The 22,113-nt window shown below is 42.4% G+C and carries 18 protein-coding genes; 14 read left to right on the forward strand and 4 right to left on the reverse strand.

From position 1 onward, the window contains the following. Positions 1-448: 448 nt before the first annotated feature. From metE to K1I71_RS06510, 10 genes are all read left to right on the forward strand, one after another. Positions 449-2,698, forward strand: a complete 2,250-nt coding sequence (gene metE, locus K1I71_RS06465; protein WP_223330533.1) for a 5-methyltetrahydropteroyltriglutamate--homocysteine S-methyltransferase — start codon at positions 449-451, stop codon at positions 2,696-2,698. A gap of 103 nt (positions 2,699-2,801) precedes the next feature. After that, a complete protein-coding gene (metF, locus tag K1I71_RS06470) occupies positions 2,802-3,668 on the forward strand; it encodes a methylenetetrahydrofolate reductase [NAD(P)H] (RefSeq protein ID WP_020902415.1) in 867 nt (288 codons plus the stop codon). A gap of 414 nt (positions 3,669-4,082) precedes the next feature. Then, positions 4,083-6,296 carry a polyribonucleotide nucleotidyltransferase gene (gene pnp, locus K1I71_RS06475; RefSeq protein WP_124787893.1) on the forward strand — a complete coding sequence of 738 codons (2,214 nt, stop codon included), beginning with the start codon at positions 4,083-4,085 and terminating at the stop codon, positions 6,294-6,296. 15 nt (positions 6,297-6,311) lie between these two features. Continuing rightward, entirely contained in the window at positions 6,312-6,929 is a 618-nt protein-coding gene (cysE, locus tag K1I71_RS06480) for a serine O-acetyltransferase (RefSeq protein ID WP_124787894.1), read from the forward strand. 11 nt (positions 6,930-6,940) lie between these two features. After that, on the forward strand, positions 6,941-7,825 hold the full coding sequence (locus K1I71_RS06485; protein ID WP_223330534.1) for a GNAT family N-acetyltransferase: 885 nt from the start codon (positions 6,941-6,943) through the stop codon (positions 7,823-7,825). Positions 7,826-8,126: 301 nt separating this feature from the next. Next, on the forward strand, positions 8,127-8,648 hold the full coding sequence (locus tag K1I71_RS06490) for a dihydrofolate reductase family protein (RefSeq protein WP_223330535.1): 522 nt from the start codon (positions 8,127-8,129) through the stop codon (positions 8,646-8,648). Between the two features lie 17 nt (positions 8,649-8,665). Then, a complete protein-coding gene (gene cysS / locus K1I71_RS06495; RefSeq protein WP_223330536.1) occupies positions 8,666-10,009 on the forward strand; it encodes a cysteine--tRNA ligase in 1,344 nt (447 codons plus the stop codon). Then, on the forward strand, positions 10,002-10,388 hold the full coding sequence (locus K1I71_RS06500) for a Mini-ribonuclease 3 (RefSeq protein ID WP_223330537.1): 387 nt from the start codon (positions 10,002-10,004) through the stop codon (positions 10,386-10,388). Before cysS ends, K1I71_RS06500 begins: the two co-directional genes overlap by 8 nt. A gap of 3 nt (positions 10,389-10,391) precedes the next feature. Then, positions 10,392-11,261, forward strand: a complete 870-nt coding sequence (locus tag K1I71_RS06505) for a helix-turn-helix domain-containing protein (RefSeq protein WP_223330538.1) — start codon at positions 10,392-10,394, stop codon at positions 11,259-11,261. A 112-nt stretch (positions 11,262-11,373) separates the two neighbouring features. After that, positions 11,374-12,504 (forward strand): ABC transporter ATP-binding protein, encoded by a 1,131-nt coding sequence (locus tag K1I71_RS06510; protein ID WP_000229949.1) that lies wholly within the window; start codon positions 11,374-11,376, stop codon positions 12,502-12,504. Positions 12,505-12,597: 93 nt separating this feature from the next. Here K1I71_RS06510 and K1I71_RS06515 read toward each other — a convergent pair whose 3' ends face one another. The 4 genes from K1I71_RS06515 to K1I71_RS06530 are packed head-to-tail and all read right to left on the reverse strand — an operon-like array spanning position 12,598 to position 15,520. Beyond that, entirely contained in the window at positions 12,598-13,257 is a 660-nt protein-coding gene (locus K1I71_RS06515) for an amino acid ABC transporter permease (protein ID WP_223330539.1), read from the reverse strand. A gap of 9 nt (positions 13,258-13,266) precedes the next feature. Next, complete coding sequence (locus K1I71_RS06520) at positions 13,267-13,944, reverse strand: amino acid ABC transporter permease (RefSeq protein ID WP_000131137.1); 678 nt, start codon at positions 13,942-13,944, stop codon at positions 13,267-13,269. A 12-nt stretch (positions 13,945-13,956) separates the two neighbouring features. Next, positions 13,957-14,751, reverse strand: a complete 795-nt coding sequence (locus K1I71_RS06525) for a transporter substrate-binding domain-containing protein (RefSeq protein ID WP_223330540.1) — start codon at positions 14,749-14,751, stop codon at positions 13,957-13,959. 10 nt (positions 14,752-14,761) lie between these two features. Beyond that, complete coding sequence (locus K1I71_RS06530; RefSeq protein WP_223330541.1) at positions 14,762-15,520, reverse strand: amino acid ABC transporter ATP-binding protein; 759 nt, start codon at positions 15,518-15,520, stop codon at positions 14,762-14,764. 176 nt (positions 15,521-15,696) lie between these two features. On the opposite strand from K1I71_RS06530, the gene recJ reads away from it, so the two are divergent. The 4 genes from recJ to K1I71_RS06550 all read left to right on the forward strand — a co-directional run bounded on the left by recJ (position 15,697) and on the right by K1I71_RS06550 (position 22,110). Then, the gene (gene recJ / locus K1I71_RS06535; RefSeq protein WP_223330553.1) at positions 15,697-17,919 is read left to right on the forward strand and encodes a single-stranded-DNA-specific exonuclease RecJ; all 2,223 of its coding nucleotides are present in this window, start codon (positions 15,697-15,699) and stop codon (positions 17,917-17,919) included. Positions 17,920-18,245: 326 nt separating this feature from the next. Further along, positions 18,246-19,907 (forward strand): ribonuclease J, encoded by a 1,662-nt coding sequence (locus tag K1I71_RS06540; RefSeq protein ID WP_000065614.1) that lies wholly within the window; start codon positions 18,246-18,248, stop codon positions 19,905-19,907. Between the two features lie 66 nt (positions 19,908-19,973). Continuing rightward, the gene (locus K1I71_RS06545) at positions 19,974-20,753 is read left to right on the forward strand and encodes an alpha/beta hydrolase (RefSeq protein ID WP_223330542.1); all 780 of its coding nucleotides are present in this window, start codon (positions 19,974-19,976) and stop codon (positions 20,751-20,753) included. A 133-nt stretch (positions 20,754-20,886) separates the two neighbouring features. Next, the gene (locus K1I71_RS06550; RefSeq protein WP_033685419.1) at positions 20,887-22,110 is read left to right on the forward strand and encodes a peptidoglycan bridge formation alanyltransferase MurM; all 1,224 of its coding nucleotides are present in this window, start codon (positions 20,887-20,889) and stop codon (positions 22,108-22,110) included. Positions 22,111-22,113 lie beyond the last annotated feature (3 nt).

A 22,113-nucleotide genomic window follows, 5' to 3' on the forward strand; every position in this document is an offset into this window, starting at 1 on the left:
CTTGGAATGATATTATTTGTGCGTTAAACCTTTTGGTGATAAGGGATGATGTGGGATTTAGGGGTTACAAGTTTGAGTTATTATCTAGAACGGAATTTTTGAGACATTCTGGCTCAAAAATTAGGGATGAAATTACGAAGTAAGTTGCTCCCGTCCGCACTTTTCAGGGAAATATCAGAATTACAAAAGAAAAATCAACCTATAGTCTTTTCTAATAACAAGTCATAGTCACTTATAAGAATTACTAATAACGTGTTTGAGCATTCTAACAAAAATACAGCAAAAAACAAGTTACACAAAGGATTTGAGGCATGTGTCTCAAGTCTTTTTCTTTTGTCTAAAACAGAGGTATAGTTTCAAACTATATCAAAGCCTAATTTTTTACAATTATACAGACGCTTTCTTTTCTGTTAAGATAGTTTCAACAACAAATTTTGGAGGACACATCATGTCAACTACAATCATCGGTTTCCCTCGTTTGGGCGAATTCCGCGAATTAAAATTTACAACTGAAAAATACTTTAGAAAAGAAATCTCAGAAGAAGAACTCTTGGCAGCAGCAAAAGACTTGCGTGCTAAACACTGGAATATCGTCAAAGAAAAAGGCATCACTGAAATCCCATCAAATGACTTTTCTCACTATGACAACTTCCTAGATGCAGCTTTCCTTTTCAACGTGGTACCTGCTTCAGTTCAAAACTTGGACTTGTCTGACCTTGAGCGCTACTTCGCTTTGGGTCGTGGTTACCAAGGAGAAAAAGGGGACGTTCGCGCCCTTCCAATGAAGAAATGGTTCAACACCAACTATCACTACATTGTGCCTAAATTTGAAAAAGACACTCAAGTAAAATTGGCAGGTCACAAGATTTTTGATGAGTTCCAAGAAGCAAAAGAACTTGGATTGAACACTCGTCCTGTTCTTGTAGGTCCATTCACTTTCCTTCAATTGTCAGACTTTGAAGAAGGTGTGAAAGCAGAAGATTTCGTAGACAGCTTTGTAGCTGCTTACCAAGAAGTTTTTGCTAAATTGGCTGAACTTGGTGCGACTCGTATCCAACTCGACGAAGCGGCTCTTGTCAAAGATTTGACAGCTGAAGAAAAAGCCCTCTTCTTGAATCTCTACAACAAACTCTTGGCTGATAAAAAAGGTCTTGAAGTCTTGCTTCAAACTTACTTCGGAGACGTTCGTGACGTCTACGCTGACCTTGTAAACTTGCCAGTAGATGCTATCGGTCTTGATTTTGTTGAAGGTAAGAAAACTCTTGAATTGGTTAAAGGTGGCTTCCCAGCTGACAAGACTCTTTATGCAGGTATTGTCAATGGTAAAAACATCTGGCGTAACAACTACGAAAAGAGCTTGGCTGTTCTTGAACAAATTCCAGCTGAAAACATCGTATTGACAAGCTCATGCTCACTTCTTCATGTGCCATTTACAACTGCCAATGAAGAATTTGAACCAGCAATCTTGAACCACTTTGCCTTTGCAGTTGAAAAATTAGATGAAATCCGTGATTTGGATGCTATCCGCAATGGTCAAGGTGAAGAAGCACTTGCAGCCAATAAAGAACTCTTTGCGACTGAGCGTGTTGGTGTTAATGCTGAACTTCGTGCGCGTATTGCTGGCTTGACAGACGCAGACTACACTCGTTTGCCAGCCTTTGCAGAACGTGAAGCTATTCAAGAAGAAGCTTTCAAACTTCCAGCTCTTCCAACAACAACTATCGGTTCATTCCCTCAAACTAAGGAAGTTCGTGCTAAACGTTTGGCTTACCGTAAAGGTGAATTGTCTCAAGAAGAGTACGACGCTTTCCTTGCTGAAACAATTGACGAATGGATTAAATGGCAAGAAGATATCGACTTTGATGTCCTTGTTCACGGTGAATTTGAACGTAATGACATGGTTGAGTACTTCGGTCAAAACTTGTCAGGTTACCTCTTCTCTAAAAATGGTTGGGTACAATCATACGGTATGCGTGGGGTGAAACCACCAATCATTTGGGGTGATGTAACTCGTCTTAACCCTATCACTGTTAAATGGTCTAGCTATGCACAAAGTCGTACAAACAAACCTGTTAAAGGTATGTTGACTGGACCTGTTACCATCCTCAACTGGTCATTCCCACGTGAAGACATCTCTATCAAGGATTCTACTCTTCAAATCGCCCTTGCTATCAAGGATGAAGTGCTTGACCTTGAAGCTGCTGGTGTGAAAATCATCCAAATCGATGAGGCTGCTCTTCGTGAAAAATTGCCACTCCGTCGTAGCGACTGGTACGAAGACTACCTTGACTGGGCAATTCCTGCCTTCCGCTTGGTACACTCAACAGTAGCGCCAGATACACAAATCCACACTCACATGTGTTACTCAGAATTTACAGATATCATCCCAGCTATCGATAACTTGGATGCGGACGTTATCTCATTTGAGGCTAGCCGTTCAAACCTTGAAATCTTGGACGAACTCAAAGCGAAAAACTTCCAAACAGAAGTGGGACCTGGAGTTTACGATATCCACTCTCCTCGTGTGCCAAATGAAGGCGAAATCGACCACACAATCGAAGCTATCCTTGCTAAAGTGCCAAGCAAGAAAGTTTGGATCAACCCTGACTGTGGTTTGAAAACACGTGGTATTCCAGAAACAAAAGAAAGCTTGATCCGCCTTGTTGAAGCAGCTAAAGCTGCACGTGAGAAATTGTAAGATAAGGATTTCTCTAGAAGCGCTGTTTGGTCAATCTGCCTGTTTCACTTGGATTCTAGGAATCCAGCTAACGAAAAAAATCAATTAGAAAAGGATAATGACTATGTCACGCCAAACACCGTCACTCTCATTTGAAGTGTTCCCTCCAAACCCAGCAGTGGGTAATGATAAAATTATTTCATCCTTGCAGGACATGCAGGAGTTGGCTCCTCACTTTATCAGTGTAACTGCCAGCAATAATAAATTTAATATCAAGGAAACGACGGTTCGTTTGGCTGACTTTATCCAAAATGACTTGGCGATTCCGACTATTGCTCACTTGCCAGCCATCTATTTGACTAAGGACAAGGTGGCTGAAACTATTGCTGACTTGGACAAGGTTGGGGTGCAGAAAATCTTGGCTCTTCGTGGGGATATTATTCCTGATGTGGAACCTCAAAAGGATTTCCGTTATGCAACAGACTTGATTGAGTTCATCAAGGAACAAGCTCCTCACTTTGATATTATCGGAGCATGCTATCCAGAAGGGCATCCGGATTCACCAAATCAGATTTCAGATATCCAAAATCTTAAGAAGAAAGTAGATGCAGGCTGTTCGAGCCTTGTAACTCAGCTTTTCTTTGACAATGAGCGCTTCTATGATTTCCAAGACAAGTGCATCTTGGCTGGAATTGATGTTCCTATTCATGCAGGGATTATGCCAATTCTGAATCGAAATCAAGCTCTTCGCCTCTTGAAGACTTGTGAGAATATCCATATTCCACGTAAATTTAAAGCTATCTTAGACAAGTATGAGCATGACCCTGAGTCGCTCAGAGCAGCAGGACTTGCCTATGCAGTGGACCAAATCGTGGACTTGGTAACTCAAGATGTTGCTGGAGTGCATCTTTACACCATGAACAATGCTGAAACAGCAAAATACATCCATCAAGCAACCCATGCCTTGTTTAATCATCAGTCTCTAGGATAATAAAAAGCAAACCATTCTTCTCAGGTGAGGGGAATGGTTCCTTTTTAATGGTAAAGACCGCACTTTTTAAGAAAAATATGATAAAATAGACTCTGTACGTACTTGATACAAAGATGAGGGTATTTAGGTTGTAGAAGTTTGTTTAAAGTTGATTATTTTTAAAACAAAATCTGATAATGTGTGTCTCAAAAAACACGAACGGAGTGAGTATTTAAAAGATATTTCACGCTATCAAAGATTCTTAATTGAATTTTGACCTCATTTCTTAGGAAAAAAGATAAGCTTCCTAGCACTCATCGAGTGCGGCGTCATCTTCCTATTTTTCTAAAGAAATGTTCGGCAAGCCGAACCGTCCAAAATATCTTGATCTTTGTAGGCAAGGCGTATAATTTCATCAACCCAAAGGGGATTAAAATGACAAAACAAGTGTTTCAAACGACTTTTGCGGGTCGTGAGTTAATTGTAGAGACTGGTCAGGTTGCTAAGCAAGCAAATGGCTCTGTTGTCGTGCGTTACGGTGAGTCAACTGTATTGACTGCAGCCGTGATGTCTAAAAAGATGGCAACTGGGGATTTCTTCCCTCTCCAAGTCAACTACGAAGAAAAAATGTATGCGGCTGGGAAGTTTCCTGGTGGCTTTATGAAGCGTGAAGGACGTCCTTCAACAGATGCGACTTTGACAGCGCGTTTGATTGACCGTCCAATCCGTCCAATGTTTGCGGAAGGTTTCCGTAATGAAGTCCAAGTCATCAACACCGTGCTTTCTTATGATGAAAATGCTTCTGCACCAATGGCAGCTATGTTTGGTTCATCCTTGGCACTTTCCATTTCAGATATTCCATTTGACGGTCCAATCGCTGGTGTCCAAGTGGGTTATGTGGATGGTCAAATCATCATCAACCCTACGCAAGAACAGGCAGAGCAATCTCTCCTTGAATTGACAGTAGCAGGAACTAAACACGCCATCAACATGGTAGAATCTGGTGCTAAAGAATTGTCAGAAGAAATCATGTTGGAAGCCCTTCTCAAAGGACATGAAGCAGTCAAAGAATTGATTGCTTTCCAAGAAGAAATCGTTGCAGCAGTCGGTAAAGCAAAAGCAGAAGTGGAATTGCTTCATGTGGACGCTGACTTGCAAGCTGAAATTATCGCAGCCTACAACAGTGACCTCCAAAAAGCGGTCCAAGTAGAAGAAAAATTGGCTCGTGAAGCTGCAACTCAAGCAGTTAAGGACCAAGTAACAGCTGTTTACGAAGAAAAATATGCAGACCACGAAGAATTTGACCGTATCATGCGTGATGTGGCTGAAATCTTGGAACAAATGGAACACGCAGAAGTGCGACGTTTAATTACAGAAGATAAGGTTCGTCCTGATGGTCGTAAGGTCGATGAAATCCGTCCTTTGGATGCGGTTGTTGACTTCCTTCCTCGTGTGCACGGTTCTGGTCTCTTCACTCGTGGACAAACTCAAGCTCTTTCAGTCTTGACCTTGGCTCCGATGGGGGAAACTCAAATCATCGATGGTTTGGATCCAGAGTACAAGAAACGTTTTATGCACCACTATAACTTCCCACAATACTCTGTAGGGGAAACTGGTCGTTATGGTGCACCAGGTCGTCGTGAAATCGGTCACGGGGCCCTTGGTGAGCGTGCTCTTGCTCAAGTCTTGCCAAGTTTGGAAGAATTCCCATATGCTATCCGCTTGGTAGCTGAGGTCTTGGAATCAAATGGTTCTTCATCTCAAGCTTCTATCTGTGCGGGAACTCTTGCCCTTATGGCTGGTGGTGTGCCAATCAAGGCGCCAGTAGCTGGTATTGCCATGGGTCTCATCTCAGATGGAAATAACTACACAGTCTTGACAGATATCCAAGGTTTGGAAGACCACTTTGGAGACATGGACTTCAAGGTTGCAGGAACTCGTGACGGGATTACAGCCCTACAAATGGATATCAAAATTCAAGGGATTACTGCAGAAATCTTGACAGAAGCACTTGCCCAAGCCAAGAAAGCCCGTTTTGAAATCCTTGATGTGATTGAAGCAACCATTCCAGAAGTTCGTCCAGAATTGGCTCCAACTGCTCCAAAAATTGATACCATCAAGATTGATGTGGACAAGATTAAGATTGTCATCGGTAAGGGTGGAGAAACCATCGACAAGATTATCGCTGAAACAGGCGTTAAAATTGATATCGATGAAGAAGGAAATGTATCTATCTACTCTAGCGACCAAGCTGCCATTAACCGTGCGAAGGAAATCATTGCTGGTTTGGTTCGTGAAGCTAAGGTGGACGAAGTTTACCGTGCTAAAGTCGTTCGTATCGAGAAATTTGGTGCCTTTGTTAACCTCTTTGATAAGACAGATGCCCTTGTTCATATCTCTGAGATGGCTTGGACTCGTACCAATAATGTCGAAGACTTGGTAGCAATCGGGGATGAAGTTGATGTTAAGGTTATTAAGATTGATGAAAAAGGACGTGTGGATGCTTCTATGAAAGCTCTTCTTCCTCGTCCTCCAAAACCTGAACGTGATGAAAAAGGCGAAAAGTCTGAGAGACCTCACCGCCCACGTCATCACAAGGATCACAAACCTAAGAAAGAATTTACAGAAACACCAAAAGATTCAGAATAAGAAAAGGAGAAATGTATGGGATGGTGGCGCGAAACCATTGATATCGTAAAAGAAAATGATCCAGCGGCCCGCACCACTTTGGAGGTTTTGCTGACTTATCCAGGTGTCAAGGCCTTGGCGGCCCACCGTCTCTCGCATTTTCTCTGGAAGCATGGCTTCAAACTACTGGCTCGTATGCACAGTCAGTTCTGGCGCTTTTGGACTCAGATTGAGATTCATCCAGGAGCTCAGATTGATTCAGGTGTCTTTATTGACCACGGTTCTGGCTTAGTGATTGGAGAGACAGCGATTGTTGAAAAAGGCGTTCTTCTCTATCACGGAGTGACTCTTGGGGGAACAGGGAAAGACTGTGGAAAACGCCATCCTACTGTTCGAAAGGGAGCCTTGATATCAGCTCATGCCCAAGTCATTGGACCCGTTGAAATCGGTGAAAATGCCAAAGTCGGTGCAGCAGCAGTAGTTGTTGCAGATGTTCCAAGTGATGTGACAGTGGTCGGAATTCCTGCTAAGATCGTCCGAGTTCATGGTGAGAAAGACGAGCCAACCATTCACGAGGTAGAGGAGAAACGGAAATACTATCTAGACAAGCTAGAGCATGCCCGTGAAGCCAGTCACAGATCGTCTGGTTTGTAGAGGATAGCTATATGATTCAAGCAAGAAACAAGTTAAGCCAAGAGGAGTTATCTGAGGCGAAAAAACTAATTAACTGTTGCCAAAACTATGACGGTACCTATCGTGATCCCTATCTCTCTAACATGCTTAATTTTGATCCAAACATGCCCGCCTTTTTCCTTTATTATGAAAAAGGCGAACTTGTTGGTTTATTAACTGTCTATGCAGATGACCAAGATGTAGAAGTGACGATACTGGTTCATCCAGGTCATCGCCATCAGGGGATTGCGCGTGCATTGTTTACTAGTTTTGAGAAAGAAACGGCTTCTTTCCCTATTCGTTCAGTTATTTTTCAGACAGAGCGTGTTTTTCTAGACCGTTATCCTGATTTTGTCAGCAACTGGGGATTGGTCGAGGACGAGGATACAGAAACCTGGTTAGGTAAGGATAGAAGACCTTATCCGTTAGAAAAGCTTTCCAATCTTGAAGTTTTGTTAGCAGATAGTTCGTATCAAAATCAAATTAGTCAGTTAAAATTTCAGGCATTTTCAGAGGAACATGAGTCTAGAGAGATTGTGGATAGATATGTCGCTGAAGCTCTGAAGGATCCAGAAAGTCGCTTATATATTTTGTTAAAAAACGATCAGGTTATTGGAACTTGCACGGTTGATTTATCGAGCGATACGAATTATTTCTACGGTTTAGCAATATCGGAACCTGAACGTGGAAAAGGCTATGGAAGCTATTTAGCAAAATCCCTTGTCAACCAACTAATTGAGCAAAATGATAAGGAATTTCAGATTGCCGTGGAAGATAGCAATGTAGGTGCCAAACGCTTGTATGAAAAAATTGGTTTTGTCAAACAGACTCAGGTGGTTTATCTGAATGATAAAGGAGCAAGGGATTCCGAAGTGTAGAGACATTCGGACTGACATTCAATTGAACTCTTAGTGATGAAACTAACTGTTCTCGGATTTTAGTTTTCTTGACTATTATTTTATGATTAAAATCTATTACACCTTGAGACGGAAGTAGACAAGAGAGGCGCTTGAATGTTTAAGAATGAACCTTTCTGCTGCAGATTGGAATTGCTGTTTTCTGGTTTATTTTTCTTGTCCAGAAAGGATTTTGCTGAATACTTTCATTAGCTTAGGTATAATCTTTTGGGTCTATCCCGCTAAGTGAAGGCGAAGCAGAACTAGAAAGGAAACTACAAGAATGGCAGTATATTTTTATGGCTGTATCACCATGGATGGCTACTTGGCAGACAGCCAGCACAGGATAGACTGGCTGCATCAGCTTGGTTCTGTAGAGGATACAGGCTATGATGACTTTTACAGGCAAATGGATATCACCATCATGGGCAAGCGGACCTTTGAGGAAATCCAAGATTTGCAAGATGTAGAAAGTTTTTATCAAGCTACGGAAAACTATGTCTTTACGCATGATAGAAACCTGCCTGTCAGCAATTACCAGCCAGTAGCTGGGGATGTGGTGGACTTTGTTCACCAGATTGACAAAGGCAAAAATGTCTTTGTGATTGGTGGTAATTCCTTAGTAGGACCGCTCTTGGATGCGGATCTTTTCGACCACCTCATTATTCAGATAGCGCCCCTTATCCTAGGAAAGGGGGTTCCCCTCTTTACCCAAGAGGAAGGGCAGCGCTTTTACCAACTGGATAGCCTCAGACAATTTGGTCCTTTTGCAGAGCTGGTTTTCAGCCGAAAAAGTCAGAAATAGAGAAGGGAGTGGACCGCATGATTAAAATTTACGATACCATGTCTCGTGATTTGCGAGAGTTTGTCCCGATTGAGGACGGCAAAGTCAAGATGTATGTTTGTGGGCCAACCGTGTACAACTATATCCACGTGGGGAATGCCCGCTCAACGGTAGCTTTTGATACGATTCGTCGCTATTTTGAATACCGTGGTTATGAGGTTGCCTATATTTCCAATTTTACGGATGTGGATGATAAGATTATCAACCGTGCCAAGGAAGAAGGTATCACGCCTCAGGAGGTTGCGAACAAGTACATCGTTGCCTTTCGTGAGGATGTGACGGCCTTGGGTGTCAAACCTGCGACTCGCCATCCGCGTGTAGTGGAGTTTATGGCGGATATCATCCGCTTTGTGGAAGACTTGATTGAAAAATGTTTTGCCTATGAGAGCCAAGGAGATGTCTATTTCCGTGTGGAAAAATCTCATAACTATGCCAAGTTGGCCAATAAAACCTTGGAAGACTTGGAGCTAGGTGCTTCAGGTCGAACCGATGAAGAAACGGCTCGTAAGGAAAATCCTGTAGACTTTGCCCTATGGAAAGCTGCCAAATCAGGCGAGATTTCTTGGGACAGTCCTTGGGGACCTGGTCGTCCGGGCTGGCACATCGAGTGTTCAGTCATGTCGACAGAGATTTTGGGCGACACCATTGATATTCACGGTGGTGGAGCTGACCTAGAGTTTCCTCACCATACCAATGAAATTGCCCAGTCAGAAGCCAAAACAGGCAAGACCTTTGCTAACTACTGGATGCACAATGGCTTTGTCAATATCGATAATGTCAAGATGTCTAAGTCCTTGGGCAACTTTATCACCGTACACGATGCCCTTAAGACTCTTGATGGTCAAGTGCTTCGTTTCTTCTTTGCGACTCAGCATTACCGCAAACCTATCAACTTTACAGAAAAGGCAGTGCGGGATGCGGAGACCAATCTCAAGTATATGAAGAACACTTATGAGCAACCATTTACTGGAACTGTAGATGCTCAAGAGTTACAAGCCTTTAAAGATAAGTTTGTAGCAGCTATGGATGAAGATTTTAACGCTGCCAACGGTATCACAGTTGTCTTTGAAATGGCCAAATGGATTAACTCAGGTAACTATGATGAAAGTGTTAAGGAAGCTCTTGCGGCTATGTTAGAGGTCTTTGGAATTGTCTTTGTTGAGGAAGTTTTGGATGCAGAGATTGAAGATTTGATCCAAAAACGCCAAGAAGCGCGTGCCAACCGTGACTTTGCGACAGCGGACCAGATCCGTGACCAATTGGCTGCTCAAGGGATTAAGCTCCTTGACACCAAAGATGGAGTGAGGTGGACACGTGATTGATGTCAATCTCATTAACGGGATTGCGTTAGCTTTTGAAGGAGATGCGGTGTATTCTATGTATATTCGTCGTCACCTCATTCTTAAAGGCATGACCAAACCCAATAAACTCCATCAAGAAGCAACCAAGTATGTGTCAGCCAAGGCTCAGGCTCGCCTGATTTCCCTCATGTTGGAGGAGGAAGTCCTGACGGAAAAAGAAGAAGAAATCTACAAACGTGGTCGCAATACCAATAGTCACACCAAGGCTAAAAATGCTGATGTAGTGACTTACCGTATGTCTACAGGTTTTGAAGCAGTCATGGGCTATCTCCATATGACTGAAAATCTGGAACGTCTTGGGAGCTTGATTTCGTGGTGCATCCAAAAAGTGGAGGGCTAGGACATGATGGCAAAAGAACTACAAGACTGGTTTCCTGAGGCTCAGATTTCAGACCAACCAGTAGAGAAAGAGGGCTATCTCACTCTCCCTTTAGCTTCTCAGCATTGGCTTTTGCTGGAGAAATCTGGGCTCAGCGAGCGTGAGAAGCAGTTGATTTCTCTTTTGACCCAGCAGGAGCAGGCTCGTTCACTCAATCCTTGGTATTCTTATCTGGTTGAGGGCAAGGGACAGGCACCGCAAGCTTTTAAAAAGATTCAGTTGGTTTATTGCCATCTTTCCTATTTTCAGCAGGAAAATCTAGCTTCTTGGCTAGATATGATGCGCACCCTATTTCCTAACTGTCAAACGGTGCTTCAGGTCGGAGCTCAGGATTATGTTTTCGTGCTTCAGCAAGACAAATACACCTCTGTACGAGCTATTTTAAGTGATACGATTGAAGCGGTTGAGTATGACTTTGGATTGCGTCTCTCTATCATGTTAGGCCAGGTTTGGTCTCAGACGGTGCACCAAGCCCTATCCGATTTGATTAAAGCAGAGCGGAATTTATTTAAGACTTGGTGGCGTCAGGGTCACCAAGGTGTTCATACCTTTTCGCAACTCTATCTTTGGAGTATGGGAGAAAGACTCGTGGACTTGAAGGCAATCAAGGAATATCTACACCAGATGATTTTGGATCAAGATCAGATTCAGGAAATCATTCTCTCTCTTTGGGAAAACAGTGCTGTTCTCACTAAAACAGCCCAGCAACTCTATCTACACCGCAATTCTCTCCAATACAAGATTGATAAGTGGGAAGAATTGACAGGGCTTCAGTTGAAGGAATTGACAGACCTTACTCTGTGTTATCAATTGATTTTACCAGATATTCTCTAAAGTTTTGTGCAAGTTGCACAGAACTTTTTTATTTTTTTGGTCACCTTGCCATAGAAAAATAAAGCGTTTTCATCTATAATGAAACTATCAAAATACAAAAGGAGTTCACCTTATGGTAGAATTGAATCTTAAAAACATTTACAAAAAATATCCAAACAGCGAACACTATTCAGTTGAAGACTTCAACTTGGACATCAAAGACAAAGAATTTATCGTTTTCGTAGGTCCTTCAGGATGTGGTAAATCAACAACTCTTCGTATGATTGCAGGTCTTGAGGATATTACAGAAGGAACTGCATCTATCGATGGCGTGGTTGTCAACGACGTAGCTCCAAAAGACCGTGACATCGCCATGGTATTCCAAAACTACGCTCTTTACCCACACATGACTGTTTATGACAACATGGCTTTCGGTTTGAAATTGCGTAAATACAGCAAAGAAGACATCGACAAACGTGTGCAAGAAGCAGCTGAAATCCTTGGATTGAAAGAATTCTTAGAACGTAAACCTGCTGACCTTTCAGGTGGTCAACGTCAACGTGTTGCCATGGGTCGTGCGATTGTCCGTGATGCAAAAGTATTCTTGATGGACGAACCTTTGTCAAACTTGGATGCCAAACTTCGTGTATCAATGCGTGCTGAAATCGCTAAAATCCACCGTCGTATCGGAGCTACAACTATCTACGTAACTCACGACCAAACAGAAGCGATGACACTTGCAGACCGTATCGTTATCATGTCAGCAACTAAGAACCCTGCTGGTACAGGTACTATCGGACGTGTAGAACAAATCGGCACTCCTCAAGAAGTTTACAAAAACCCAGTTAACAAATTCGTAGCAGGATTCATCGGAAGCCCAGCTATGAACTTCATCAATGTGAAATTGGTTGGTAGCGAAATTATTTCAGACGGTTTCCGTTTGAAAGTTCCAGAAGGAGCATTGAAAGTTCTTCGTGAAAAAGGCTACGAAGGTAAAGAATTGATCTTCGGTATCCGTCCAGAAGATGTGAATGCAGAACCTGCTTTCCTTGAAACATTCCCAGAATCAGTTGTCAAAGCTACTATCTCTGTATCAGAATTGCTTGGTTCAGAATCTCACCTTTACTGCCAAGTTGGTAAAGATGAATTTGTTGCCAAAGTTGATGCTCGTGACTACTTGCAAACAGGTGCAACAGTTGAACTTGGATTTGACTTGAACAAAGCACACTTCTTCGATGTAGAAACTGAAAAAACAGTCTACTAAGATAAATGAAACTCAAAACACTGCTAGAAATCTGGCAGTGTTTTTTGAGATTGCGTAGAAAAAACTCTCCATATCGCATGGAGAGCTAATTTGTTATTCTGCAGCTTGTTGCCAACGTTTTGCTAGCATATGAGACAAGCTAGAGATTGCTAGGTTAAAGCTGAAGTAGATGAGGGCAATCAAGATATAAAGACTGAAGACTTGCTCTGGTTCGAAATAACGGCCCATGAGAATTTGGCTGGCTCCAAAGAGCTCTTGTAGGGCGATAACAGAGTAAAGAAGACTGGTATCCTTAATCACGGTCACAAACTGAGAAATGATGGCTGGAAGCATTTTACGGATCGCTTGTGGGAGAATGATGTGGTAGAGGATTTGCATAGAGGTAAATCCTTGCGACATTCCCGCTTCGTACTGGCCCTTGTCCACGGCATTGAGACCGCCACGGATAATCTCAGCTAAGGCTGCTGAGGTAAAGAGGGTGAAGGCAGTGATACCAGCTGGAGTGGACTTCATCTTGAACACTAAAAAGATAGTGAAAATCCAGAGGAGGTTGGGAACGTTACGCACAAACTCGATGTAAATGCTGGAGATGATGCGCAAGATAGGATTTTTGCCATTTCTCATGACAGCTAGCACCGTACCGATAAGGGTAGAGAGGACGATGGCAATCAGAGAAATGTAGAGGGTCAAGCCAAATCCTTTAAAGATAAAGACTAGGTTATCTGGGGTCAAAACTTCTAAAATGGATTCCATAGTAACCTCCTAAAGTGAATAGGCTTTTTTGTTGGCCTGCTCCATCTTGCGACCAAACTGGGCAACAGGGAAGCAAAGAGAGAAGTAGAGCAGGGCAGCGCCTAAAAATGCTGGAATGTAGTTTCCGTTAAGTGCTGACCAAGACTTGGTCACAAACATCAAGTCCACTCCAGAGATGATGGCAACTGTAGAGGTGTTCTTGATGAGGTTGACGATTTGGTTGGTCAAAGGAGGGAGAATGATACGAAAGGCCTGAGGCAAGATAATCAAGCGCATGGCACTGATATAGGTAAAACCTTGCGACAGGGCGGCCTCCATCTGACCGCTAGGAATAGACTGAATGCCTGAGCGAATAACCTCAGCGATATAGGCGCCGTGATAGAGTCCCACGCAGAGAACAGCTGTCCAATAAATCGGAATCATGATGATATGGTCACTGATAAGAGGTAGGCCATAAAAAACGATAACAAACTGCACCAAAAGGGGAGTATTTTGGTAAAATTCGACAAAGATACGAGCTAAAATGCGCAAAATTGGACGTTTGCTGGTTGACATGGCTCCAAAGAAGATGCCTAAAACCATGGCGAGGATAAAGGATCCAATTGCTAGGGCAAGAGTGAAGAGGAAACCATTGAAAAATTGTCCAAAATCCTGAAAATAGGCTGTCCAAGATGATAAATCTGTCATAGGGTATCCTCCTTAATCTGCAGTATGGCTAGATGGTTTGAGCTTGTAACGGTCATAGAGTTTTTGCAAACTGCCATCCTTGCTCCATTTAGTAACCAAGTTATCAAGATAGTCGTTGAGCTCTGTATTTGATTTCTTAGTAACGATACCGTAGTCAGATGGCTTGAAACTATCATCTAGTAGTTCTGTCCGCTTACTGATGTAGCCAGATAGGATAGAACGGTCAACGGAAAAGGCATCGATACGGTGAGCGTGAAGGGAAGTAATCAATTCTGGGTAGGAACCAAGTTCGACGAATTTAAAGGTTAAGCCTTTCTTTTTACCCAGTTCGGTAATCAGGCGTTGAGTAATGGAACCTTGGGCAACCCCGATGGTTTTGCCGTTTAGGTCCTCAATCTTTTTGATTTTAGCAGATTTATTGACCAAAAATCCAGAAGCATCTGTGTAGTAAGGGCTGGTGAAGTTATAGAGTTTTTTTCGTTCATCTGTGATGGTAAAGGTCGCGATATCCATATCGACCTGTTCATTGTCTAGAAGCGGTCCGCGAGTTTGTGCTGTAACCGGCACATAACGAACCTTGACCTTGAGCTCATCAGCTACCATCTTGGCCAAGTCGGTTTCGATACCAGAATAGGTCCCTGTCTTGGGATCCTTGTAGCCGAAGTTGGGAACGTCTTGTTTCACACCGACAACCAGCTCGCCTCTCTTTTGAATGTCTGTGACACTGGTATCAGCCTGAACTGGTTTTGCAGCAGCAAGGCCGAAAAGGCTAATCAATAATGCTGATAAAAAGAATTTCTTTTTCATAGACGCCTCCTTATTTGACTTTGTCACTTTCGTGGTTGATGATTTTGCTGAGGAATTGTTGGGCACGAGGTTCGCTTGGATTGTCGAAAAAGTCATCAACATCTGTCGTATCTACCAAAACTTCTCCGTCAGCCATAAAGATGATGCGGTCAGCAACTTCACGGGCAAAGCCCATTTCATGAGTAACGACAATCATATTCATACCATCGTGGGCTAATTTTTGCATAACTGCCAGAACATCGCCGATGGTTTCAGGGTCAAGAGCAGATGTTGGCTCATCAAAGAGGAGGAGTTCCGGATGCATAGCGAGTCCACGTGCGATGGCAATCCGTTGTTTTTGTCCACCAGATAGCATGGCTGGATAAGAATCTTTCTTGTCCCACATATTTACAAATTCCAGATATTTTTGGGCTGTTTTTTCAGCTTCTATTTTATCAATTCCTAGAACTTTTATGGGAGCTAGTGTTACGTTTTCTAACACTGTTTTGTGTGGATAGAGGTTGAAATGCTGGAAAACCATACCGACTTCCTTGCGAAGCGGTACTAAATCTTTCTGGCTGGCACCAGCAACTTGGTGACCATTTACTAGAAGACTTCCCTTGTCGATAGCCTCTAAACCATTAATCGTACGGATAAGAGTGGACTTCCCAGAACCAGAAGGTCCAAGGAGGACAACGACTTGCCCTTTTTCAAAACGGAGATTGATGTCGCGGAGTGCGTGGTAGTCTCCGTAATATTTTTCGACGTGTTCAAATTCTACTAAAGCCATAAGGAATCTCCTTTGTGTTAGATTTTATAACATGATTCTACACCAAAAGAATTGCCTTGTCAAATCATATCAGAAAAAAGTTAGTAAAATTTTTGTAGAAAGCAATCAGGATAGAGAAAAAGCCTAAATCATGTTATAATGAAGCAATAGAATTCTTAGAAAGAGTGGATGTCTTGTTGATAACACCTACTTATGAATGGCAGTTTGCCCCGCAAGTAGAAGATGCGGATTTTACAAAGATAGCCAAGAAGGCTGGACTGGGTCCTGAGGTGGCTCGGTTATTATTTGAAAGAGGGATTCAGGACCAAGAAAGTCTGAAGAAGTTTTTAGAACCTTCCTTGGAGGACTTGCATGACCCTTATCTACTCCATGATATGGATAAGGCAGTGGAACGGATTCGTCAGGCCATTGAAGAAGGGGAAAGTATTCTCGTTTATGGAGACTATGATGCGGATGGCATGACTTCGGCTTCGATTGTGAAGGAAAGCTTGGAACAGCTTGGCGCTGAGTGCCGTGTTTACTTGCCCAATCGTTTTACCGACGGTTATGGACCTAATGCCAGTGTTTACAAATATTTTATCGAGCAAGAAGGAATTTCCTTGATTGTGACGGTGGATAATGGGGTTGCGGGTCACGAGGCTATTGAATTGGCCCAGTCTATGGGAGTAGATGTCATTGTGACTGACCACCATTCTATGCCTGAAACCTTACCAGATGCCTATGCTATTGTCCATCCTGAACATCAGGATGCGGACTATCCTTTCAAATATTTGGCTGGTTGTGGAGTTGCTTTCAAGCTGGCTTGTGCCCTTTTAGAAGAAGTACAAGTGGAATTGCTTGATTTGGTCGCTATTGGTACCATTGCTGATATGGTAAGCTTAACAGATGAGAACCGTATCTTGGTTCAATATGGTCTGGAAATGTTGGGGCACACTCAGCGCATTGGTCTGCAAGAAATGCTGGACATGGCTGGGATTGCTGTCAACGAAGTAACAGAAGAAACAGTTGGTTTCCAGATTGCCCCTCGTTTGAATGCCTTGGGTCGCTTGGATGATCCTAATCCTGCCATTGATTTGCTGACTGGCTTTGATGATGAGGAAGCTCACGAGATTGCTCTCATGATTCATCAGAAAAACGAAGAGCGCAAGGAAATCGTTCAGTCTATCTATGAAGAAGCTAAGATCATGGTGAATCCTGAGAAGAAGGTCCAAGTTTTGGCTAAGGAAGGCTGGAATCCTGGGGTTCTGGGAATCGTGGCTGGTCGTTTGTTGGAAGAACTAGGACAGACAGTCATCGTTCTCAATATAGAGGACGGTCGTGCCAAGGGTAGTGCTCGTAGTGTGGAAGCGGTCGATATTTTTGAAGCCCTTGATTCCCATCGCGACCTCTTTATCGCATTTGGCGGTCATGCTGGCGCAGCAGGAATGACGCTGGAAGTGGAGAAACTCTCAGATTTATCTCAGGTTTTGGAAGATTATGTCCGTGAAAAAGGCGCAGATGCTGCTGGCAAGAACAAGTTAAATTTAGATGAAGAACTGGATTTGGAGACACTTAGCTTGGAAACGGTCAAAAGTTTTGAACGTTTAGCTCCCTTTGGCATGGACAATCAGAAACCTGTATTTTATATAAAGGATTTTCAGGTCGAAAGTGCCCGTACTATGGGGGCAGGCAATGCCCATCTCAAGTTGAAAATTTCCAAAGGTGAGGCGAGTTTTGAAGTGGTGGCCTTCGGACAAGGTAGATGGGCGACAGAGTTTTCTCAAACCAAGAATCTAGAGCTGGCAGTCAAATTGTCTGTCAACCAATGGAATGGCCAAACTGCCCTCCAGTTGATGATGGTGGATGCGCGTGTAGAGGGTGTTCAACTTTTTAACATCCGTGGGAAGAATGCAGTCTTGCCAGAAGGAGTTCCAGTCTTGGATTTTGCTGGAGAACTGCCCAATCTAGTAAATAGTGATGCTGTGGTTGTAAAAACCATTCCTGAGGATATTACTCAGCTGAAGACCATTTTTCAGGAACAGAATTTCTCTGCTGTCTATTTCAAAAATGATATTGACAAGGCCTACTATCTGACAGGCTATGGGACTAGAGAGCAGTTTGCTAAATTGTACAAGACTATCTACCAGTTTCCAGAGTTTGATATTCGCTATAAGCTGAAAGATTTGGCAGCTTATCTTAATATTCAGCAAATCTTGCTGGTCAAAATGATTCAAGTATTTGAAGAATTAGGTTTTGTGACAATCAAAGATGGCGTTATGACAGTGAATAAAGAGGCTGAAAAGCGTGATATAGCTGAGAGTCAGATTTACCAAAATCTTAAACAAACCGTCAAAGACCAAGAAATGATGGCGCTGGGTACCGTGCAAGAAATTTATGACTTTTTAATGGAAAAAGAGTAGATCATAGGAAAGAGTTGGGAAACCAGCTCTTTTTTGAAAACAAATCTTCATTTTGAAAATCATTAAAAAAATGGTATAATGGTAGGAAAAGATTCGGCTAATACTCAATGAAAATCAGAGAGCAAACTAGGAAGCTAGCTGCAGGTTGCTCAAAGCACTGCTTTGAGGTTGTAGATAAGACTGACGAAGTCAGTCAACATATATAATCCAAGGCGAAGCTGACGTGGTTTGAATTTGATTTTTGAAGAGTATAAAAGTAATAGTGCTTTTAGAATAAAAGGGTAAGTAACCCTATAATCAAGATAAACTAAGCTTTCGGAGGAAAAATGAGTAATATCAGTTTAACAACACTTGGCGGTGTCCGTGAAAATGGGAAAAATATGTATATCGCTGAAATCGATGGGTCTATTTTCGTTTTGGATGCAGGTCTGAAATACCCTGAAAATGAACAACTAGGGGTGGACGTGGTCATTCCCAATATGGACTATCTTTTTGAAAATAGCGATCGTATCGCTGGGGTCTTCTTGACCCACGGCCATGCGGATGCCATTGGTGCTCTGCCTTATCTCTTGGCTGAAGCCAAGGTGCCTGTATTCGGGTCTGAGCTGACCATTGAGTTGGCCAAACTCTTTGTCAAAGGAAATGACACGGTTAAGAAATTTAATGATTTCCATGTCATTGATGAGGATACGGAGATTGATTTTGGAGGGACTGTGGTTTCCTTCTTCCGTACGACCCACTCTATCCCAGAAAGTCTGGGTGTTGTCTTGAAGACAGCTGAAGGTAGCATCGTTTACACAGGTGACTTCAAATTTGACCAGACAGCTAGTGAATCTTATGCGACAGACTTTGCTCGTTTGGCAGAAATCGGTCGTGATGGAGTTCTGGCTCTTCTTAGCGATTCAGCCAATGCGGACAGTAATATCCAAGTGGCTAGCGAAAGTGAAGTTGGGGACGAGATCACTCAAACCATTTCGGACTGGGATGGTCGTATTATCGTTGCGGCGGTAGCCAGCAACCTCTCTCGTATCCAGCAGGTGTTTGACGCTGCGGATGCAACAGGCCGTCGTGTGGTCTTGACAGGATTCGATATTGAAAATATCGTCCGTACTGCGATTCGCCTCAAGAAATTATCTCTAGCTAACGAGAGTCTTTTGATTAAACCAAAAGATATGTCTCGCTTTGAAGACCATGAGTTGATTATCCTTGAGACAGGTCGTATGGGTGAGCCTATCAACGGTCTTCGCAAGATGTCGATTGGTCGTCACCGTTATGTGGAAATCAAGGACGGTGACCTAGTCTATATCGTAACCACTCCGTCTATCGCTAAAGAAGCAGTCATGGCGCGTGTGGAAAATATGATTTACCAAGCTGGCGGGGTTGTTAAATTGATTACCCAAAGCTTGCGTGTGTCAGGACATGGGAATGCGCGTGATTTGCAGTTGATGATCAATCTCTTGCAACCCAAGTATCTCTTCCCGATTCAAGGGGAATACCGTGAGTTAGATGCCCATGCTAAGGCTGCTATGGCAGTTGGAATGTTGCCAGAACGCATTTTTATCCCTAAAAAGGGAACAAGCATGGCTTATGAGAATGGGGATTTTGTCCCAGCTGGAGCGGTTTCGGCAGGGGATGTCTTGATTGACGGAAATGCTATCGGTGATGTTGGTAATGTGGTTCTTCGTGACCGTAAGGTCTTGTCAGAGGACGGTATTTTTATCGTAGCAATCACCGTTAATCGTCGTGAGAAGAAAATTGTGGCCAAGGCTCGTGTTCACACGCGTGGATTTGTTTATCTCAAGAAGAGCCGCGATATTCTCCGTGAAAGTTCAGAATTGATTAACCAAACGGTAGAAGACTATCTTCAAGGAGATGACTTTGACTGGGCAGATCTTAAAGGGAAGGTTCGTGATAATCTGACCAAGTATCTCTTTGACCAAACCAAACGTCGTCCAGCTATTTTACCAGTAGTCATGGAAGCAAAATAATCGTTGAAATAAACAGGGAGAAAGTCGAGTTTCGGCTTTTTCTTATAGAAAAATAGAGGAAAAATTATGGCAGTAATGAAAATCGAGTATTACTCACAAGTTTTGGATATGGAGTGGGGAGTGAATGTTCTTTACCCCGATGCCAATCGAGTGGAAGAACCAGATTGTAAAGACATTCCAGTCTTGTACCTCTTGCACGGGATGTCTGGCAACCATAATAGTTGGCTCAAGCGGACCAACGTAGAACGCTTACTTCGAGGCACTAATCTCATCGTCGTCATGCCCAATACCAGCAATGGTTGGTACACCGATACCCAATATGGTTTTGACTATTATACAGCTATAGCAGAGGAATTGCCGCAGGTTCTAAAACGTTTCTTCCCTAACATGACCAGTAAGCGTGAAAAGACCTTTATCGCTGGCCTTTCTATGGGAGGCTATGGCTGTTTCAAACTGGCTCTTGCAACAAATCGTTTTTCTCATGCAGCTAGTTTTTCAGGCGCCCTTAGCTTTCAAGATTTTTCTCCTGAGAGCCAAAATTTGGGAACACCGGCTTATTGGAGGGGTGTTTTTGGAGAGATTAAAGATTGGACAACTAGTCCTTATTCTCTAGAAAGTCTGGCTAAAAAATCGGATAAAAAGACCAAGCTGTGGGCTTGGTGTGGCGAGCAGGATTTCTTGTATGAAGCCAATAATCTAGCAGTGAAAAATCTCAAAAAACTGGGATTTGATGTGACCTATAGCCATAGTGCTGGAACTCACGAATGGTACTACTGGGAAAAACAATTGGAACGGTTCTTAGCAACCCTACCAATCGATTTCAAATTAGAAGAGAGATTAAGCTAGTTTAGTTTGTATTACTCTTTCAATAACCATGTCTTCTATGGAATAGAAACTAAAATATGTTTTTACTAGACTTTCTAAACAAAAATAGTAGAATAGTAGTTAAATTCTATTATTGTTGGAAAGAGAGTAAGAGATGTATCGTTATCAAATTGGCATTCCCACATTAGAATATGATCAGTTTGTTAAAGAACATGAATTAGTCAATGTATTACAAAGTAGTGCTTGGGAAGAGGTTAAGTCTGATTGGCAACATGAAAAGTTTGGCGCCTACCGAGGAGATAAATTACTGGCTACAGCTAGTATTTTGATTAAAACTCTTCCTCTAGGCTATAGAATGTTTTATATCCCAAGAGGTCCTGTATTAGATTATAAGGATGCTGAACTCTTGAACTTTGTTCTTCAATCCATTAAGTCCTATGCTCGAAGCAAGAGAGCGATTTTTGTGATTTTTGACCCAAGTATTTGCCTATCGCAAAGTTCAATCAAGCATGAAAAAATAGAATATCCTGAAAATATGGCTATTATTGAAAATTTGCAAAGAATGGGAGTAAGGTGGTCAGGAAAGACCGATGGAATGGGAGATACCATTCAGCCTCGTATTCAGGCAAAAGTATACAAGGAAAATTTTATAGAAGATAAACTTTGCAAGTCAACAAAACAAGCTATTCGATCCGCTCGAAATAAGGGTGTAGAGATTCAGATTGGTAGAGATGAATTGTTAGAATCTTTCTCGTTTTTGATGAAAAAAACTGAGAAGCGAAAAGATATCCATTTGAGGAATGAAGCCTATTATAAAAAATTGTTAGATAATTTTAAGGACAAGGCCTACATTACGCTGGCTACTCTGGATATCGCTAAGCGTTTACGAGAATTAGAAGAACAGTTAGCGAAAAACTTAGCGTTGGAAGAGGCGTTTACTGAGTCGACTCGAACTTCAAAAGTAGAAGCCCAGAAGAAGGAAAAAGAGCGTTTGGTAGAAGAAAGAGATTTCTTGCAGAGATATCTGAATGAAGAAAAATCAAACATTCCTTTAGCAGCTACTTTGAGTTTGGAATTTGGTAATACCTCTGTTAATCTATATGCTGGTATGGATGATGCTTTTAAACGTTATAATGCACCAATTTTAACTTGGTATGAAACAGCTCGCTATGCCTTTGAGCGAGGTATGGTGTGGCAAAATTTAGGTGGTGTTGAAAACTCTCTCAATGGTGGACTTTACCATTTTAAGGAAAAATTTAATCCAACGATTGAAGAATACTTGGGTGAGTTTACAATGCCCACCCATCCTCTTTATTCTCTGTTAAGAATCGCTCTTGATTTTCGCAAGGCATTAAGAACAAAACATCATAGAAGGTAAGTA

Origin of the sequence: Streptococcus mitis, assembly GCF_019929545.1 — a bacterium.
Lineage (GTDB): Bacteria > Bacillota > Bacilli > Lactobacillales > Streptococcaceae > Streptococcus > Streptococcus mitis_BU.

What these genes read in the sequence shown, in the direction of transcription:
- metE (WP_223330533.1), top strand. Translation starts at nt 449, where the DNA reads ATGTCAACTACAATCATCGGTTTCCCTCGTTTGGGCGAATTCCGCGAA.
- metF (WP_020902415.1), top strand. Translation starts at nt 2,802, where the DNA reads ATGTCACGCCAAACACCGTCACTCTCATTTGAAGTGTTCCCTCCAAAC.
- pnp (WP_124787893.1), top strand. Translation starts at nt 4,083, where the DNA reads ATGACAAAACAAGTGTTTCAAACGACTTTTGCGGGTCGTGAGTTAATT.
- cysE (WP_124787894.1), top strand. Translation starts at nt 6,312, where the DNA reads ATGGGATGGTGGCGCGAAACCATTGATATCGTAAAAGAAAATGATCCA.
- K1I71_RS06485 (WP_223330534.1), top strand. Translation starts at nt 6,941, where the DNA reads ATGATTCAAGCAAGAAACAAGTTAAGCCAAGAGGAGTTATCTGAGGCG.
- K1I71_RS06490 (WP_223330535.1), top strand. Translation starts at nt 8,127, where the DNA reads ATGGCAGTATATTTTTATGGCTGTATCACCATGGATGGCTACTTGGCA.
- cysS (WP_223330536.1), top strand. Translation starts at nt 8,666, where the DNA reads ATGATTAAAATTTACGATACCATGTCTCGTGATTTGCGAGAGTTTGTC.
- K1I71_RS06505 (WP_223330538.1), top strand. Translation starts at nt 10,392, where the DNA reads ATGATGGCAAAAGAACTACAAGACTGGTTTCCTGAGGCTCAGATTTCA.
- K1I71_RS06510 (WP_000229949.1), top strand. Translation starts at nt 11,374, where the DNA reads ATGGTAGAATTGAATCTTAAAAACATTTACAAAAAATATCCAAACAGC.
- K1I71_RS06515 (WP_223330539.1), bottom strand. Translation starts at nt 13,257, where the DNA reads ATGGAATCCATTTTAGAAGTTTTGACCCCAGATAACCTAGTCTTTATC.
- K1I71_RS06520 (WP_000131137.1), bottom strand. Translation starts at nt 13,944, where the DNA reads ATGACAGATTTATCATCTTGGACAGCCTATTTTCAGGATTTTGGACAA.
- K1I71_RS06525 (WP_223330540.1), bottom strand. Translation starts at nt 14,751, where the DNA reads ATGAAAAAGAAATTCTTTTTATCAGCATTATTGATTAGCCTTTTCGGC.
- K1I71_RS06530 (WP_223330541.1), bottom strand. Translation starts at nt 15,520, where the DNA reads ATGGCTTTAGTAGAATTTGAACACGTCGAAAAATATTACGGAGACTAC.
- K1I71_RS06540 (WP_000065614.1), top strand. Translation starts at nt 18,246, where the DNA reads ATGAGTAATATCAGTTTAACAACACTTGGCGGTGTCCGTGAAAATGGG.
- K1I71_RS06545 (WP_223330542.1), top strand. Translation starts at nt 19,974, where the DNA reads ATGGCAGTAATGAAAATCGAGTATTACTCACAAGTTTTGGATATGGAG.
- K1I71_RS06550 (WP_033685419.1), top strand. Translation starts at nt 20,887, where the DNA reads ATGTATCGTTATCAAATTGGCATTCCCACATTAGAATATGATCAGTTT.